Annotated in this window: 11 protein-coding genes and 4 pseudogenes; 9 read left to right on the top strand and 6 right to left on the bottom strand. The window is 51.0% G+C overall.

The window, feature by feature from the left end:
- Nucleotides 1-1,216 precede the first annotated feature (1,216 nt).
- Nucleotides 1,217-2,215, top strand: a complete 999-nt coding sequence (locus HA43_RS06145; protein ID WP_094111253.1) for a RepB family plasmid replication initiator protein — start codon at nt 1,217-1,219, stop codon at nt 2,213-2,215.
- Between the two features lie 765 nt (nt 2,216-2,980).
- Nucleotides 2,981-3,616: pseudogene (locus HA43_RS06140) on the top strand (IS3 family transposase); the annotation flags it as partial.
- 52 nt (nt 3,617-3,668) lie between these two features.
- Here the strand turns inward: HA43_RS06140 and HA43_RS06135 are convergent.
- Nucleotides 3,669-4,363: pseudogene (locus tag HA43_RS06135) on the bottom strand (IS1 family transposase).
- A gap of 318 nt (nt 4,364-4,681) precedes the next feature.
- Between HA43_RS06135 and tcuC the strand changes: the two are divergent.
- Nucleotides 4,682-5,977 (top strand): MFS transporter, encoded by a 1,296-nt coding sequence (gene tcuC, locus HA43_RS06130; RefSeq protein ID WP_065648041.1) that lies wholly within the window; start codon nt 4,682-4,684, stop codon nt 5,975-5,977.
- A gap of 47 nt (nt 5,978-6,024) precedes the next feature.
- Complete coding sequence (locus HA43_RS06125) at nt 6,025-6,789, top strand: substrate-binding domain-containing protein (protein ID WP_370512315.1); 765 nt, start codon at nt 6,025-6,027, stop codon at nt 6,787-6,789.
- Here the strand turns inward: HA43_RS06125 and psrA are convergent.
- Nucleotides 6,764-7,663 (bottom strand): L-proline-binding transcription factor PsrA, encoded by a 900-nt coding sequence (gene psrA, locus HA43_RS06120; protein WP_094111216.1) that lies wholly within the window; start codon nt 7,661-7,663, stop codon nt 6,764-6,766. The genes HA43_RS06125 and psrA overlap by 26 nt on opposite strands.
- Nucleotides 7,664-7,911: 248 nt before the next feature.
- Between psrA and HA43_RS06115 the strand changes: the two genes are divergently transcribed.
- Nucleotides 7,912-9,363 carry a sugar porter family MFS transporter gene (locus HA43_RS06115; protein ID WP_065647936.1) on the top strand — a complete coding sequence of 484 codons (1,452 nt, stop codon included), beginning with the start codon at nt 7,912-7,914 and terminating at the stop codon, nt 9,361-9,363.
- 4 nt (nt 9,364-9,367) lie between these two features.
- Here the strand turns inward: HA43_RS06115 and HA43_RS19305 are convergent, their stop codons facing one another.
- Nucleotides 9,368-9,538, bottom strand: a complete 171-nt coding sequence (locus tag HA43_RS19305) for a DUF2256 domain-containing protein (RefSeq protein WP_071882943.1) — start codon at nt 9,536-9,538, stop codon at nt 9,368-9,370.
- A gap of 263 nt (nt 9,539-9,801) precedes the next feature.
- Here HA43_RS19305 and HA43_RS19425 point away from each other — a divergent pair.
- Nucleotides 9,802-9,954: pseudogene (locus HA43_RS19425) on the top strand (Rpn family recombination-promoting nuclease/putative transposase); the annotation flags it as partial.
- Nucleotides 9,955-10,061: 107 nt separating this feature from the next.
- Nucleotides 10,062-10,247 carry a hypothetical protein gene (locus HA43_RS19420; RefSeq protein ID WP_065647935.1) on the top strand — a complete coding sequence of 62 codons (186 nt, stop codon included), beginning with the start codon at nt 10,062-10,064 and terminating at the stop codon, nt 10,245-10,247.
- Nucleotides 10,248-11,012: 765 nt separating this feature from the next.
- On the opposite strand, the gene HA43_RS06100 is transcribed toward HA43_RS19420, so the two are convergent.
- Both HA43_RS06100 and HA43_RS06095 read right to left on the bottom strand, forming a co-directional pair.
- A complete protein-coding gene (locus HA43_RS06100; RefSeq protein ID WP_094111215.1) occupies nt 11,013-12,350 on the bottom strand; it encodes a cytochrome c in 1,338 nt (445 codons plus the stop codon).
- Nucleotides 12,343-12,987: pseudogene (locus HA43_RS06095) on the bottom strand (GMC oxidoreductase); the annotation flags it as partial. The pseudogene HA43_RS06095 and the gene HA43_RS06100, both read right to left, overlap by 8 nt.
- Here HA43_RS06095 and HA43_RS06090 point away from each other — a divergent pair.
- Together HA43_RS06090 and HA43_RS19005 are read left to right on the top strand one after the other, a co-directional pair.
- Entirely contained in the window at nt 12,979-13,488 is a 510-nt protein-coding gene (locus HA43_RS06090) for a DNA-binding protein (protein ID WP_065647933.1), read from the top strand. The pseudogene HA43_RS06095 and the gene HA43_RS06090 overlap by 9 nt on opposite strands.
- 32 nt (nt 13,489-13,520) lie before the next feature.
- Nucleotides 13,521-13,661: a hypothetical protein gene (locus HA43_RS19005; RefSeq protein ID WP_167350660.1), complete on the top strand. Its 141-nt coding sequence runs from the start codon at nt 13,521-13,523 to the stop codon at nt 13,659-13,661.
- A 510-nt stretch (nt 13,662-14,171) separates the two neighbouring features.
- Here the strand turns inward: HA43_RS19005 and HA43_RS06080 are convergent.
- A complete protein-coding gene (locus HA43_RS06080) occupies nt 14,172-14,675 on the bottom strand; it encodes a cytochrome b (RefSeq protein WP_065647931.1) in 504 nt (167 codons plus the stop codon).
- Nucleotides 14,676-15,817: the final 1,142 nt, after the last annotated feature.

Below are 15,817 nucleotides of genomic sequence, written 5' to 3'. Positions count from 1 at the left end.
CCACCAAAAAACCGCTCTAACTTACTGTTATATCTCGCCAATATGGGAAAATTTCAACCTGAAATTCCCATCATTGAATATCCTGATTCTGCACGGCTTAGTCTTCACAGTTGACTCAACTGCCCAATCTGCCTGGCCCTGAATCCCTAACGTTCAGCTTATAAGAATTATCGATCAAACATGCAGAAGTGATAGGGAAACTCATAATGACTACTTTCCACTTAAGACGCCACATGGTCTGTTAACTGGAACCGCTGTTCGTTGCCCACGTCTTGAATCATAGGAGGAGGTATATCTGTAGCGTCTCAACGTACAAATTGATGCGAAGAACTTGTCCGATAGTTGTGGTGGCTGTGCTGATAACGTTGCTTTCAATATCTTATAGTTCTGTGCAAAAAACACACAATCAAGCCTGATAAAATAAAAATATTATTTAATAACAGTTTCTTAAAAAATAAGTGGGAGCATTTTTAGCATACCTTTTAGCAGTCCTATACGACCAGGGTTTTTATATGCGAGCATAATGTTGGCTCCTCATCCTGTGACATTATTGCTGAGTAATCGCTTAAAAGGGAATGTATGACGAACTGGTAGTGAGCACAAAACACCTCAGACAATTTAAGAGAGGTCTCTCATCACATTTCTTTCATAGAGTGAGGGTGAGACCCCATAGCACCTCAAGGCTTTCACCAGCACATAAATGCAGGCTGGCTAAGAGTGGCTACAGCGACGGTTTATCTGCAGCAGAGATCGGCTGTAAATGACCCGTTGATGATGGCGCGAGTATGCCTGTTAAGCAGAAAGCCCTTAGAGTTATCCACTTATCCACGCGATAGATCCCAATAAATTGATCCTAATGAGATCCTTTATAGATCCCAAAGAGATCCCCGATCGCCGCAGGCCGCACCAGCTCTGGCCTGAAGAGGGGTCCGCATAAGCTATAACAAGTAAAATATAGCTATGCAGAGATCACAATAAGCTATAGAAAGTAAAATATAAGCTGTAATAAGGAAAAGACATAAGCTATAGTGAGTTTATCGCTCATTTCCCGTTTTGATTGTGGATAACTAATCTGATTGCTTGTCAGAGGGTTACTTCGATCATTGGCGAGTTGTTATCTAACAATTCACAATCCGGATCGGTTGATCATGCTCAACGATCCTCTGAAACGTGTGCAGGAACGCTTGTGGCCAGCGACAATCTTGACTTAACAAAGATTTTTGAAGAAAAAGACACAAAATCCGGGGAAATCGTAACCCTGACGCCGAATGCCAATAATACCGTGCAGCCGGTGGCACTGATGCGCCTGGGCGTATTTGTCCCTACGCTTAAGTCGTTAAAAAACAGCAAGAAAAACACCTCTTCAACAACCGATGCCACCGAGGAGTTGACGCGCCTGTCTCTTGCGAAAGCAGAAGGTTATGAAAAGGTTGAGATAGTCGGCCCGCGCCTGGATATGGATAACGATTTCAAGACCTGGGTCGGGATCATCCATTCCTTTGCAAAGCACAAAGACAAGGTCATTGGCGACAAGGTACAGCTCTCATTTGTAGAGTTTGCCAAGCTCTGCGGCATTCCCTCAAGTCGCTCCTCAAAGCAGCTCAGAGAGCGTATCAGCCCGTCTTTGAAGCGTATTGCCAGCACTACCATCTCTTTCTCTTCAAAAAGCGGCGACGATGCAAAAGAATACATCACGCATCTGGTCCAGTCTGCTTTTTACGATACCAAAAAGGACATTGTTATCCTGCAGGCTGACCCGAAGCTTTTCGAGCTCTACGAGTTTGATCACAAGGTGTTACTGCAGCTCAAGGCGATCAACGCGCTTAAACGCCGTGAGTCCGCTCAGGCGCTCTATACCTACATTGAAAGCCTTCCCAAGAACCCGGCCCCTATCTCACTGGCGCGCCTTCGCGAAAGGCTGAATCTGCGCTCTCCTGTGTTTTCGCAGAACCAGACAGTGCGCCGTGCGATGGAGCAGCTCAAAGAGATTGGTTATCTGGACTATAGCGAAGTTCAGAAGGGACGCAGCGTCTACTTCCAGGTCCATAATCGCTATCCAAAGCTCAGAGCGCCCAAGACGGAGCAGCTGGAAGTACCGAAGGCAACAACGAAAACAAAAGAGCCACTCGATCCGCAACTGCAGGAAAAGATTGAACTTCTGGATAAGCTCGGTATTTCACTTCAGGATCTGGAAAAGATTTTTAAGTCTCAGTAACAGATAAGCTGTGATGAGTGGTTCTCTTATCAGGAGAGCAAAGAATTAATGAGGCTGTAAGTACAGTCTTATAGTAACTCTCTGAATTTTATTAATTTTAGAAAAACTACTCACTACAGCTTAGCTCTGTGGTACAAAGGGCGCGTTTTACTCCTTATAGCTTATATCTATGTGCTGAGGAGTCGAGGTCACTCACTATAGTTTATATAACCTCTCCCCCTGAAGACTCTTACTCACTACAGTTTATAAAGAACGCAAATTGCCGCTTATTCCACTCACTATAGCTTATGCAGTGATGGCGAGTAGCTGATTACTCACTACAGCTTATGATTAACAAGTCAGAGTCTTTCTTACTTGAGATTATCCTGCTGATTTTTAATGGTTTATATGCATTTCCGGCTTCTCAGCTATAAAATAGCAGAACTCACATTACTTCCTATAGCTTATGTTTACTCACTACAGCTTATGATCAAGCCATAACATCCACTCCTTATAGCTTATATAAGCTGTAAGGAGTGATAGTTCTCACATATAACCACTCATGACAGGCGATGAACGTCATGGCAGACAATTACCTTGAATCTGCAAAGCCAGGAAATCGCAGAAACTGAGCTCGTGAGGAAATCAGTGTGCTGGCAGGTTTCTCTTTCAGGATACGCACGTGTCCGTGCCAGCCCGGCATGGCCTTAGTGCAGGCGTCTCGTTGAGAACAGAGTTTATTTATAGACAGGCAACAATCTTGCTTTCCGTCTGCCCCGTGACACTGGCAGACTCATGAAAGAGCTGGGGCTGGTCAGTTGTCAGCAGCCGACTCACCGGTATAAGCGTGGGGGGCATGAGCACGTTGCTATCCCGAATCATCTTGAGCGACAGTTCGCCGTAACAGAGCCAAACCAGGTGTGGTGCGGTGATGTGACCAATATCTGGACAGGTAAATGCTGGGCGTACCTCGCCGTTGTCCTCGACCTATTCGCAAGAAAACCAGTGGGCTGGGCAATGTCGTTCTCGCCGGACAGCAGGCTCACCATGAAAGCGCTGGAAATGGCATGGGAAACTCGCGGTAAGCCCATGGGGTTAATGTTCCACAGCGATCAGGGCAGTCATTATACGAGCAGGCAGTTCCGGCAGTTACTGTGGCGATACCGAATCAAGCAGAGTATGAGCCGGCGCGGAAACTGCTGGGATAATAGCCCAATGGAGCGCTTCTTCAGGAGCCTGAAGAACGAATGGGTGCCGATGACGGGCTACGTAAGCTTCAGCGAAGCAGCTCACGCTATAACGGACTATATCGTTGGGTATTACAGCGCGCTCAGGCCGCATGAATATAACTGTGGGTTACCACCAAACGAATCGGAAAACCGATACTGGAAAAACTCTAACGCGGTGGCCAGTTTTAGTTGACCACTTCAGTATACAGTTATCAATGCCATAACTTACGGGTAATGACTCCAACTTACTGATAATGTTTTATGTTCAGATAATGCCCGATAACTTTGTCATGCAACTCCTCCGATTTTGAGAATGACAGTGACTTCCTGCTCAGCCTTGCCAGATGCTGCCTCAGATTCAGGTTATGCTGCTCAATTCGCTGCGTATATTGCTTGCTTATAACGTGCAGCTTTCCCTTAAGGCGTGATTCATACAGCGGCTAGCCGTCCGTCATCCATATCACCACGTCAAAGGCCGACGGTAGGTTCATAAGACGTTCCAGCATGGCCATAGTGCGTTCTCCGAATACACGGGCCACAACTGTCCTGCGTATACTGTCATACGTGTAAAACAGCCAGCGCTGGCGTGATTTCGCACTGACCTAGCCCCACTGTTCATCCATTTCAGCGCAGACAATGACGTCACCCCCGGTTGTATACCCGAGGTTACTGACTGTGGCCCGAGTTTTTCAAATGGCGGAAAATGGTGTTGAGGCCCACGTCCATAATGCGCTGAGGGCCGGCATCCGACGCCATTCATGACCATATCAATAATCTTCTGGTGTGTACCGAGCTGAGAAGCGGTGTAACTAAACTGCAGTTACCATGTTTTACAGCAGTGAGAGCAGAGATAGCGCTGATGTCCGGCAGTGCTTATACCGTTACGCACCACACCTTCAGTAGCTGAACGGGAGGGACAACTGATGGCAAGAGAAGCCACTGGAGCAATTCAAAAAACACCATCGTGCACTAAATCAGTAAGTTGGTAGCATTACCAGCTTTTGAGTGTAAAAGTTTGGACTTTAGGCTTGAAGCTGGTCACAAAGCTGATGTATCTCCTTTCAGCCTGAATATTCCTGACATGATGCTTACAAATATTTAACAACCTAATATATAAAATGATTTTCAGCTTCGGGTCTGTATTAATGCATGTAACGCATCAGTGCATGAGTTTATTGCGCTTATTAACTCTATTTTTCTGATCCAGTCTTTCGTGACAGGCGCAACGATAAAGCGCCCATGACAATTGGAGATTCTGATGCATTCCTTTACCTCACCCATGACCACCCGTTCGCGTATCAGTGCCATACTGCGCGTGACATCCGGTAACTTTCTGGAGCAGTTCGATTTTTTTCTCTTTGGCTTCTACGCCACCTATATCGCCCATACCTTTTTTCCGGCCAGCAGTGAGTTTGCCTCACTGATGATGACCTTTGCCGTCTTTGGCGCCGGTTTTCTGATGCGTCCTATCGGCGCCATTGTACTTGGCGCGTACATCGACAAAGTGGGCCGTCGTAAAGGGCTTATCGTCACGCTCTCTATCATGGCGGCGGGCACATTCCTGATTGTACTGATCCCCTCTTATCAGAGTATCGGCCTCTGGGCACCCCTGCTGGTGCTGACCGGCCGTCTGCTGCAGGGTTTTTCAGCAGGCGCTGAGCTGGGCGGTGTTTCGGTCTATCTTGCTGAAATTGCCACGCCGGGACGAAAAGGGTTTTACACCAGCTGGCAGTCTGGCAGTCAGCAGGTTGCCATTATGGTTGCAGCCGCAATGGGCTTTGCCCTGAACGCTGCGCTGGAGCCGGGTGAAATCAGCAGCTGGGGCTGGCGTATCCCGTTCCTGTTTGGCTGCCTGATCGTGCCGTTTATCTTTATTCTGCGTCGCAAGCTGGAAGAGACGCAGGAGTTTACCGCGCGCCGTAAACATCTGGCGATGGGTGAGGTATTTAAAACGCTGCTGAGCAACTGGCCGGTTGTGATTGCGGGCATGCTGATGGTGGCGATGACCACTACCGCGTTCTATCTGATCACGGTTTACGCGCCCACCTTCGGCAAAAAAGTATTGATGCTCAGCGCATCAGATAGTCTGCTGGTCACGCTGCTGGTGGCCATTTCTAACTTTCTCTGGCTGCCGGTGGGCGGTGCCCTGTCTGACCGCTTTGGCCGTAAGCCAGTGCTGGTCGCGATGACGCTGCTGGCGCTGGCAACCGCTTACCCGGCGCTGACCATGCTGGCGGCGGTACCAAGCTTCTCTATGATGCTGACGGTACTGCTGTGGCTTTCCTTCATTTACGGCCTCTATAACGGCGCTATGATCCCTGCTCTGACCGAGATCATGCCAGCTGAAGTGCGCGTGGCGGGCTTTTCACTGGCTTATAGCCTGGCGACCGCGGTCTTTGGCGGCTTTACGCCGGTTATCTCCACTGCGCTGATTGAGTATACCGGTGATAAAGCGTCGCCAGGCTACTGGATGAGCTTTGCCGCAATTTGCGCGCTGCTCGCCACGCTCTATCTCTATCGTCGTCGCGCACTGACGCTGCAAACCGCACGCTAACAGGGAATGAAATAATGTATAAACCGATTCTGAGCCTTACTGCAATCATGCTCGCTTCGTTCAGCACCAACGTGCTGGCGCAGGATGTCAGCGTGATGATCTCCGGCGGCTTTAAAGCTGCACTGGAAAAACTGGCACCCGTCTATGAAAAACAGAGCGGTAACCATCTGGTAGTTATCCCCGGCCCCTCTATGGGGAAGACGCCGCAGGCTATCCCTAACCGCCTGGCACGCGGTGAACAGGCTGATGTAGTAATTATGGTCGGTGATGCGCTGACGCATCTGCAGCAGGATAAGCGCATTGCCGCCGGCACCCGCCAGGAGCTGGCAGACTCGCCGATTGGTATCGTGGTAAAGCAGGGCGATCCGCTGCCGGCGATTAAAACCGATGCTGAGCTGCGTACGACACTGCTTAGCGCAAAGTCTGTCGCCTATTCAGACAGCGCCAGCGGCCGCTATGTCAGTAATGAGCTGTTTAAAAAGCTGGGGATCGATCGGGAGATGCAGACAAAAGCGCAGATGGTGGAGCGCATTCCGGTCGCCTCGCAGGTGGCGCAGGGACGTTACGCCATTGGCTTCCAGCAGGTCAGCGAGCTGCTGCCGGTGCCGGGTGTCAGTTTTGCCGGTGAGCTGCCGGCAAATGTGCAGTACATTACCCGCTTCGCCGGCGCGGTAACGGTAAACGCGCAGCATCCCGATGAAGGTAAAGCGCTTCTGAGTTTCCTGGCCTCTCCGCAGGCGCAGAAAATTGTGACCGCAACCGGTATGCACAGCGTAACCGCGACCGCTAAGCAGGGTGATACTGTTCAGTAATGAGCTTCTCCAGCTCGGCGGCAACGTATGACTGAATACGGCCACGACGGCGAATCAGACCCACGGATCGGGTCACCACCGGATGCGTCAGCGGTATCTGCGCCAGTAAGGAGTGTCCTGAGGAGGGCATCGACATCGCCGGCACTGCCGCAATACCAATGCCCGCCTCGACCATGCCTAACAGGGTAGTGACGTGGCGCGTTTCACAGATGCTGGGCCGGGCCGGAATGATATGCGCCAGCGCTTGGTCGAGCAGGGAGCGGTTACCTGATACCTTATCCAGCCCGATATACTCCTGCTGAAAATACTCCTCCCAGCTCAGTGATGATCGGCGCGTCAGCGGGTGTTCGTGCCGGCAGGCCGCAACATACACATCCTCTTCCAGCGGTAAAAATTCAATGGCTGGCGGCAGGCTTTTCGCAAAGCAAATCCCGAAATCCGCCTGGCCGCTGCTGACCGCCTCAATAACATTGCCCACGCTACTGTCGATAATTTTGACCCGCACCCGCGGATAGCGTGCGCGAAAGCGCCGGATCACTTCAGGCATAAAGTAGTACGCAGCCGAAGGCACTGTCGCGACCGTCACCAGACCGGTGCGCTCCTGGCTTACCTGATTGATGTCAGCCAGTACCGCTTCCACGTTTGCCAGCAGCTGTTCAGATCGCTCAGCAAAGCTCTGGCCATAGAGCGTCAGCATAACGCGACGCGTTGTGCGGTCAAAAAGCCGCGTGCCGAGCGCCGCTTCCAGTTTTTCAATCCGGCGGCTCAGCGCAGATTGCGACAGGCAGATCGACTCTGCTGCCAGGCGAAAGTTGCCATATTCCACCAGCGCGCGGAACGCATAGAGGTCATTAAGATCAAAATTCACGGGCATCAGGCAGCATCCTTTCAGGCAGTGCAGGGTAAGGTATCGGCCGGCACGGGCGTACCGGAAACGGATACAGCAATATGATTGCGCCCGGCTTACAGAGGCAGACGGCATACCTTACTGGTTTAGTACCGGGGACCCGCTGCTTTTAACGAATTATGTGATTCAGATCCCATTCCGAAAATCGCTCCTATACTCATACCTTTCTTTACACAGCAACGTGCTGTGTGTGCCATTTAAACAGGGATGCAGCTATGCAAAACTCTTCTCAAGACTCGCCGGACGACGGCGGCGCGCTTAATTTCACCGTTCAGCAACGACTGTTTTTTGTGGTGCTGGTGGCCACAATGGGAGCCCTCGCATACGGCTATGACACCGGAATTATTTCCGGCGCACTGCCCTATATGACACTACCTGCCGCACAGGGCGGGCTTAACCTTACGCCTTTTACCGAAGGGCTGGTGACATCCTCCCTGACGTTTGGCTCCGCGGTAGGTGCGTTTCTCAGCGGTTACGTTTCCGATCGCTTTGGCCGCCGTATTACGCTGCGCAGTCTGGCGCTGCTGTTTGTCGCCGGCGCCTTTGGTACCACGGTAGCCCCCGATATTGAAATCATGGTGGTAATGCGGTTTATACTCGGCATTGCCGTGGGCGGCGGTTCATCGACTGTGCCGGTGTTTATCGCTGAGATCGCAGGACCCAAGCGTCGTGCGCCGCTGGTAAGCCGCAATGAGCTGATGATTGTTTCAGGCCAGCTGCTGGCTTATATCGTCAGCGCGGCGATGAGTCTGCTGCTGCACGATCCGAAAATGTGGCGCTATATGCTGGCGCTGGCAATGGTACCGGGCGTACTGCTGTTTATCGGCACTTTCTTTGTCCCGGCGTCGCCGCACTGGATGGTCGCGGAGGGCCGCCTCAGTGAAGCGATGCGCATCATGCGTAAGCTGCGCGAAAACCCGCGCGAAATTAAAGCTGAAATGAAAGAGATGCGCGAAAACGCCCGTATGGCACGACAGGGGCCCGCGGCGCGTGAACTGCTGAAAGAGAAGTGGATTGTCCGTCTGCTGCTGATGGGCTGCGGCATGGGCATTGTGCTGCAGTTTACCGGCGTCAACGCCTTTATGTACTACACGCCGATTATCCTGAAGAGTACCGGCATGGGAACCAGCGCCTCGATTGCTGCGACCATCGGCAATGGTGTAGTTTCCGTACTGGCAACGTTTGCCGGTATCAAGGCAATCAGTCACTTTGGCCGACGCAAAATGCTGATGACCGGGTTATGTATTGTGATTGCAATGCAGCTGGCGCTGGGCGCGGTGCTGGTATTTATGCCGAACAGCATGACGCAGAGCCTGCTGGCGCTCGCCTGTATTCTGGTATTTCTGTTCTTTATGCAGATGTGCATTTCACCGGTATACTGGCTGCTGATGTCAGAACTCTTTCCAATGCAGGTACGCGGCGTACTGACCGGCTCGGCGGTGGCTTTTCAGTGGATCTGTAATGCGGCAGTGGCCTTTGCCTTTCCGCCTCTGCTGTCGCTAGTGGGTAACAACGCCTTCTTTATTTTTGCCGCTATCAATGTCGGATCGCTGATTTTTGTCGCGCTGGTGCTGCCGGAAACGCGTGGCAAGTCACTGGAGCAGATTGAAGCGCACATGCGGGAACGGTTTGGTGACAAGCGCCAAGAAACGGCGCCTGCAAACTAACCCCTTATGACTCTGCTGCTGTCCGTGCCGCTTTCGCGGCGCGGCGGCAGCGTTCAGAGCAGTACTGTACCTCGTCCCAGTTTTTCTCCCACTTTTTGCGCCACGTCATGGGTTTGTGACACTGTTTACAGTAGCGCACAGGCAGAGCCTGTTTGTTACCTTTAAAATCTTTCACGCGTGATCTCCCTGTAGTTACCCTTTACTGCGCTGGCGGATAGTAATCCGGTATTGATGCGTAGTTATTATTGATAGTATTTATAAATAACGCTTTGATACTCTTTTATATTTGGTTGGGGCAGTCACTAAAGAATGGCTAAAAAATATTTGTCTGACAGAGTGCGCCGTCAATTTGAGAAATATATCAGGCTTCAGGAAGTCTGCTTTGATTCAAGCCTCGTTAATATCATAGAAGCTCAGGGAAAATGCTCAGGTGACGCAATGAAGAACAACAACACGCCTGCGCCGCATAATGCGGTCTTCAAAACATTTCTCTCTCACCAGCAGACTGCGCGGGACTTTATGAAGCTACATCTGCCGCCTGCGCTGTTCGCGATTTACGACCCCTCGACGCTCAGGCTGGAGTCCGGCAGTGATGCACGCACTGGTAATATATATGCTCCAGGCGGGTGCCCCCCCCCGATGCAGGCGGCTTTATCCGCTAACTGGCGCAGCGGGTACCACAACATGCAGATGAACTGATGACGATTGCACAGCAGCTTGAGCAGAGAGGCCGTCAGGAAGGTCGTCTGGAGGAACGAGAAGAAGGTTTACGGGAGGGCGTGCAGGAAGACAGCCTCGAGATCGCCCACAATCTGTTAAAGAATGGTATGAATATTCAGTCTGTTATGAGTGCAACTGGTCTGACTGATGAGATGAAGAGCTGAAGCAGTCTTGTCACTAAATAGCTGGAAATGGTCAAAATTAGCCAAAGTGATTTAATATAAAAAACACCACCCAGTTCGTATAATGCTATTTATGTTAAATTATGGGGTTCATCCCTAACGTTGCAATGTCTTCAAACGTACTGCTGGCCCATCAGGCTCAACCTGCCAGTTGCTCACTGTCCTGCTTGTCGTTGATGCCTGTTTGTTAATTTCGATAGCTTCTTGTGGTTAGCTGCTTTTGGCCAGTAAAAATCATTACACACTCTCATTGATAACTTCACTGTGTAGGTATGCACCCAATAAAATGCTTTGAAGCGCCTAGTCAGGGCTGCATCGTTATGTATGAGTATTTCATTTCTGTGTCTCAGATATCCACTATAGGCAGCAAAATCCGTTTTAACGATAAGCTGAAAACAGCCTTTGCTGCGCTGTTATTCACTAACACAATGTTTTATATATTTTTTATCAGTGTACTCATAAGATCTACAAGGCTTACTAACGGCGGTCTTCCCTCCATAGTGGTTACCTGTCACCTACAGTGGTTAAAGCGGGTTTTCAGTGTAGTGACCGTCAGCTGCGGCCTGTCCGAAAGTCTGTTGCGTAATTGTGAAAGCAGTAACTCCGCAACAGTGTAAGGCATACTTGAAGCAGATTTGTACCTTGCAATGTCATATTTACACCTTCATGTCTCGGTCTGTACAGAAAGCTTCCACCTGAAAATGTATAAAAAACCTCCGCTTCAGCGATGAAGCAGAGGCCCAGGATTTAGCGTTTAGCGGCGCGCTTTTTTCTGAGCCAGAACAGGCCCAGAATCAGTACCCCACCTGCCGCCGCCATGCCGACACGGGCAATCACCATCAGCGGCGACGTGTCTCCGCCCTTGCGCAGCGCCTGAACGCGCGCCGCGCTGATCGTTACCTGGCTGTGCCCGATATCCTGCATCACATAATTGGTGACCGCGGCCACCTGCCCGTCGCTTAACGAATCGACGAACCCTATCATTCCCTGCCCGTTTTCCGGCCAGACGCCCTGCAATACCGCCATTGCCACGTTATCAGCGGTGGGCTTATCCAGAACAGGATGGTGCTGCAGCGCCGGCAGGCCATTTAACCCCTGACCTGAGAGGTTATGGCATGACGCACAGTTGTCCCGATAAACCTGCTCACCCTCACTGAGACCTGCCAGAGACTGCGGCATATCATCGCCCTGCACCGGTGTCAGCGTTTTTGCAGTTGCCGGCTCGCTCACTGCCTGGGTGGCGGGAAGCAGATAGGTTGCAATCGCGTTACGATCGTCTGGTGTCATGCGTGAAAAGCTCTTATCGATTGCTTCCAGCATTGGCCCGCCAGCCGTGGCGCCGTTCGCAGCATGACCAGTCGCCAGATAATCTGCCAGCATCTTACGCGTCCAGTGGGCTTTGCCCTGCAGTGTTGCCGGGGTAATATCCGGCGCGTACCAGGTGCCAAGTGACGCACCCTGCAGATTCTTGTCCTGCTGTTCCGCCATCAGAAAGTTTCGTGGCGTATGGCAGGTACTGCAGTGGGTTAACCCCTGCACCAAGTAAGCGCCACGATTCCACGCTTGCGAATGGGTTGCATCGGGCTGGTAGACCATGTTGTCCGCAAACAACCAGTTCCAGGCAGCCATGCTGAAGCGCAGGTTAAACGGAAACGGCAGCGCGGTAGCCTCCGGGCGGATATCGACGGGCTGTACGCCATGCATGAAGTAAGCATACAGCGCTGCAACATCTTCGTCGGTCAGACGGGCATAAGCGGTATAGGGCATCGCCGGATAAAGCTGGCTGCCATCTCCACGGATGCCCTTACGCAGCGCGGCCGCAAACTGCGCTTCACTGTAATCGCCAATACCGGCGGTTTTAGACGGTGTGATATTGGTGCTGAAGATGATGCCAAGCGGACTCGCAATGGCATGACCACCGCTGAACGGCGCTTTACCCTCTTCGGTGTGACAGGCACCGCAGTCGCCTGCTATCGCCAGATATTCCCCACGCTTGATTAACGTACTCTCATCCGCCGCATACAATTGTGTGCATACTGCCAGCAGCACACCCGCCGCCAGTCGCGTTCTCCAGGACTTACCCATGTTGCGTCTCCTGCAGGATTTTATCCGCGGTACGCAGCGCCAGCGCCATCGCGGTAAGCGTAACATTACAGGTTCCCACCGTTGGCATCACGCCGGTGCCGACCATAAACAGGTTTTCATGATCATGGGCGCGTCCCCACGCATCGGTCACGCTGGTCGCGGGATCGAGTCCCATAGAGAGCGTGCCGGTAATGTGCTGGCGATTGGAGAATTTGCCGCTTTTGCTGTGTTTTATACGGGTGGCGCCGAGACGGGCCGCAATGGCGTCATAGCACTCACGCGTTTTCTCTGTGCCTTTTATCACGTAGTCGTCGACATCCCAGTAGAGAGAAGGTGTAGGCAGTCCAAGCGCATCTTTGTTGGCGCTCAGCATGACGCGGTTGTTGGGATCGGGCAGCTGTTCCAGCGCATTTTTGATGCTGAGACGGCGTGCCGCACGAAAGCGGATCTCCTCCTGCAGCTTTTTGCCGAAATACCCTTCCGCCAGCACTTCTTTGGTGACAGAAGCCACCTGCGAGGCGTTGGAAATATCAATGCGGAACGGCGCATGTTCACGGCGAAAATCGCCGTCGCGGAACTGGCCGATTGAACAGGGGCTCACCGGTCCGCGTCCTGGCCAGATCTCCTCATCCACGTCAGTCTTGAGGATGCGCTTTTTACGAACGGCTGCAGCGATGCGATTATCTGTGCCTATGGCAAATCGGTTTATCTGGAGTTTGACCGCGAGGCTGAATCACTGGACATCGCCATCGCGTCTGCCGTAGATCACATTGAATCAGCCCGGATCGGCGCTATAGTCAGTTCTGTTGATTCCGCTCTTGTCGGACTCAGTGACATAGCTGCCAGTACTGAAATGTCCCGCCAGGCAATCAGCCTTTTTAAAGACGGCGCGCGTGGTAAGGGCGGCTTTCCTTCTCCGGTACAGCGCATCAAAAATCAGTTGCCGCTGTGGGACTGGGCTGATGTGGCTGAATGGCTGGCGGATAACGGACGGATTAAGGCCGGAAGTGAGTTGGCTGTTAATGCCCGTATACTCAGCAAATGGAATCTGGCGCTAAGAGCCAGCGCCTCGAAAGACTTTGCGGATATCGTTTCTCTCTCGGTCGCGCTGATAGAACGTCGTCGCAGCGCCTCATAATCGGAAAGAAATAACATGAGGAAGAAAAGGTTATGCAATCAAAACAAGATACTTCTATTAAGAAAATGACCGTCGCTGAGCGTAAAGCGGAAGCCATGCGTCAGCTTAAAGAGTCTTTTGACCTTGCAGAGCGCACAGGCACTTTACGTTACCGCGAAGCAAAAGCTGGTTAATCGTTGGCCTCCTCCAAAACCCGCTAAGGCGGGTTTTTTGTCCCTGTAATTTAGTCCTATAGCCGCCCGGTCAGTAGTAATTGCCTGGCCTCACTTATAGTGTCCTCGGCCCAGTCCCGGCTAAACCCCGGCATCGCATCAAACGCGCTGGCTATATCCGCTGGTATCGCGTCGATATATTCCAGCCCTGCCCGTGATACCTCCACCAGCTCTGAGGCGGCATGACGCAGTGCCAGTAGCTCAGCGGCCATCTTCTGCGTCATGGCGTGATTAGGTAATGCTCCCAACTTACTGAAGTTGGGAGCATTACCACGTTTTGCTTCTTATTAATCTTTCAGGCGTTAATGACAGACACCGAGCCCGGCCACCCTCGGGCTGGATGTCTGAAAAACGTCTGCAGTGGTCAGCCAGAGAGTAAATGTTTAAATCTCATGCCAGACCTGACAGTTTCTTAAACATTGCCACTGCCTGCACCTGACCGAAAAGGTCTAAACAATAAGGCATTCTGCTTCAGGGGCACATATTGCGTAATATATGTTTTCCGTTAAGTTGATGCTTTAAAACAGCCAGAATATGTCCGGCGATTAGCAGTGCAAGCGTCATGCACGCGAGAACGTGTACTTGATTAAAAAACGTAATGGCACTCACGCTATGCAGGGGTTGCGGCACGTGAAACATATGGAAGACATCGATAGCATGATTCATCATCAGCACGCCCGTTATCAGCACTACACTAATATTTGCATACAAAGCCAGATGCCCCAGATGCGCAATACGCTGTTCTCCCGGCGTTAACAGACTTTCTGCCGGACTGCCATGTCTGAAGAGATACCACACTCGTAATATAAAAAACGGGATAAACAGGGTTGTCAGGGAAACGTTAAAAAAACCTATCCACTCTTTAACAGGCTGATCGGGATGACAAAACGCCACATAAAATCCGCTCAGGGTTGCCCAGATTATAATAATGGCTGAAAGCCAGTGTAAAATAATTTGCTGTGTACTGTATTTCATTTTAAAAATCCGTTCTGAATTTCAGGCTCACAAACCTCTACAGGTGCGCACGCGCCCCGGCGAAGCTTACGAGAAATAGTCGTAAAGAAATATACAATTAAAGATATGCTTTAAGCATGAACATCAGGGATAAATGGTTCCGCTTAGCGTCGGAAATCATATCCAGACACTTTTTAAATAACAGTAAGGAAATTCCTGATTATCAGCGCTTATCTGGAAACTCGCCCAAGGGCTTATTTTTCATGGCATAAATAATCAGCATTTATTTAAATGTTGAATGCAAAATATTCAGCCGCTTCGGTAATGGGTGGCCTGCTCTTTTGTTGGGATCTCGACTGTTTCACGTCCTGTCATATCTTACATCATGCCCTGAGGCGTTATGTTAAACGCACAGCGCTCGTCAATGTCCGCCCAGTGGGGGCCACTTGAAATTGAGTGCTGATTAATGAGCTTGATAAAAGCGCTCGGGCGGAGTGCGCAATACTTTCAGATAAAGCTGACCTCTGCCGTCATCACAGTTTTGATGCGCTGAAGCGATCGATCAGAGCATGACTGAGATCGGGTCCGTTGACCTGGTAATCATGCCAAGCCAACAGATTTCTCCGTGTTATACCTGAACATCTTAAGATGGAGTCAGGCATCCTGTCGTACAGAACTTATACGGTGCAGCGAACAGCTTAACCTGTGTTAACCCGCGTTTGCGGGTTTTCAGGCTGAATGAAGGATAACTGAACAGGAAGTGGCTGTAACAAACCTGGCTGACAGGAAAACACCTGAATAACGTTTCAGAACCTGCTAACCCGCGCGATTACGCATCAGTCGCTTCTCGCGCCTGTAGCCTGGCATCGAATATTCCACTTTCCGTGCCATCTATAATCACCCTTCCGCATGTCAGGCAGTGACTTCCTCTTACGGCGGGTACCACCTTTTCAGGATCGTTTATATCCATGCACACATCACGTGTACCGTATAAAAACGACTCTTTCTGACAGCCTGGACATCGCATAACTCTCTCCCTAAGTAATGTCTGTATGACAAGAATAGCTAAGGGCGTTATGAGTGTGTAACAGATTTCTCTTTTTTGCATGCGGAAACGGGTAATGCTCCCAACTTACTGATTTAGTGTATGATGGTGATTTTGA

It is taken from the genome of Pantoea eucrina (assembly GCF_002095385.1).
GTDB classification, from domain to species: domain Bacteria; phylum Pseudomonadota; class Gammaproteobacteria; order Enterobacterales; family Enterobacteriaceae; genus Pantoea; species Pantoea eucrina.
The sequence above is the reverse complement of the archived record's forward strand: the minus strand, read 5'-3'. Positions and strand labels throughout refer to the sequence as shown.

Bases quoted from the DNA above. Each gene is read 5' to 3' on its own strand.
- HA43_RS19005 (WP_167350660.1), top strand. From the start codon at position 13,521: ATGCAATCAAAACAAGATACTTCTATTAAGAAAATGACCGTCGCTGAG.
- HA43_RS06100 (WP_094111215.1), bottom strand. From the start codon at position 12,350: ATGGGTAAGTCCTGGAGAACGCGACTGGCGGCGGGTGTGCTGCTGGCA.
- HA43_RS19420 (WP_065647935.1), top strand. From the start codon at position 10,062: ATGACGATTGCACAGCAGCTTGAGCAGAGAGGCCGTCAGGAAGGTCGT.
- tcuC (WP_065648041.1), top strand. From the start codon at position 4,682: ATGCATTCCTTTACCTCACCCATGACCACCCGTTCGCGTATCAGTGCC.
- HA43_RS06125 (WP_370512315.1), top strand. From the start codon at position 6,025: ATGCTCGCTTCGTTCAGCACCAACGTGCTGGCGCAGGATGTCAGCGTG.
- HA43_RS06115 (WP_065647936.1), top strand. From the start codon at position 7,912: ATGCAAAACTCTTCTCAAGACTCGCCGGACGACGGCGGCGCGCTTAAT.
- HA43_RS06080 (WP_065647931.1), bottom strand. From the start codon at position 14,675: ATGAAATACAGTACACAGCAAATTATTTTACACTGGCTTTCAGCCATT.
- psrA (WP_094111216.1), bottom strand. From the start codon at position 7,663: ATGCCCGTGAATTTTGATCTTAATGACCTCTATGCGTTCCGCGCGCTG.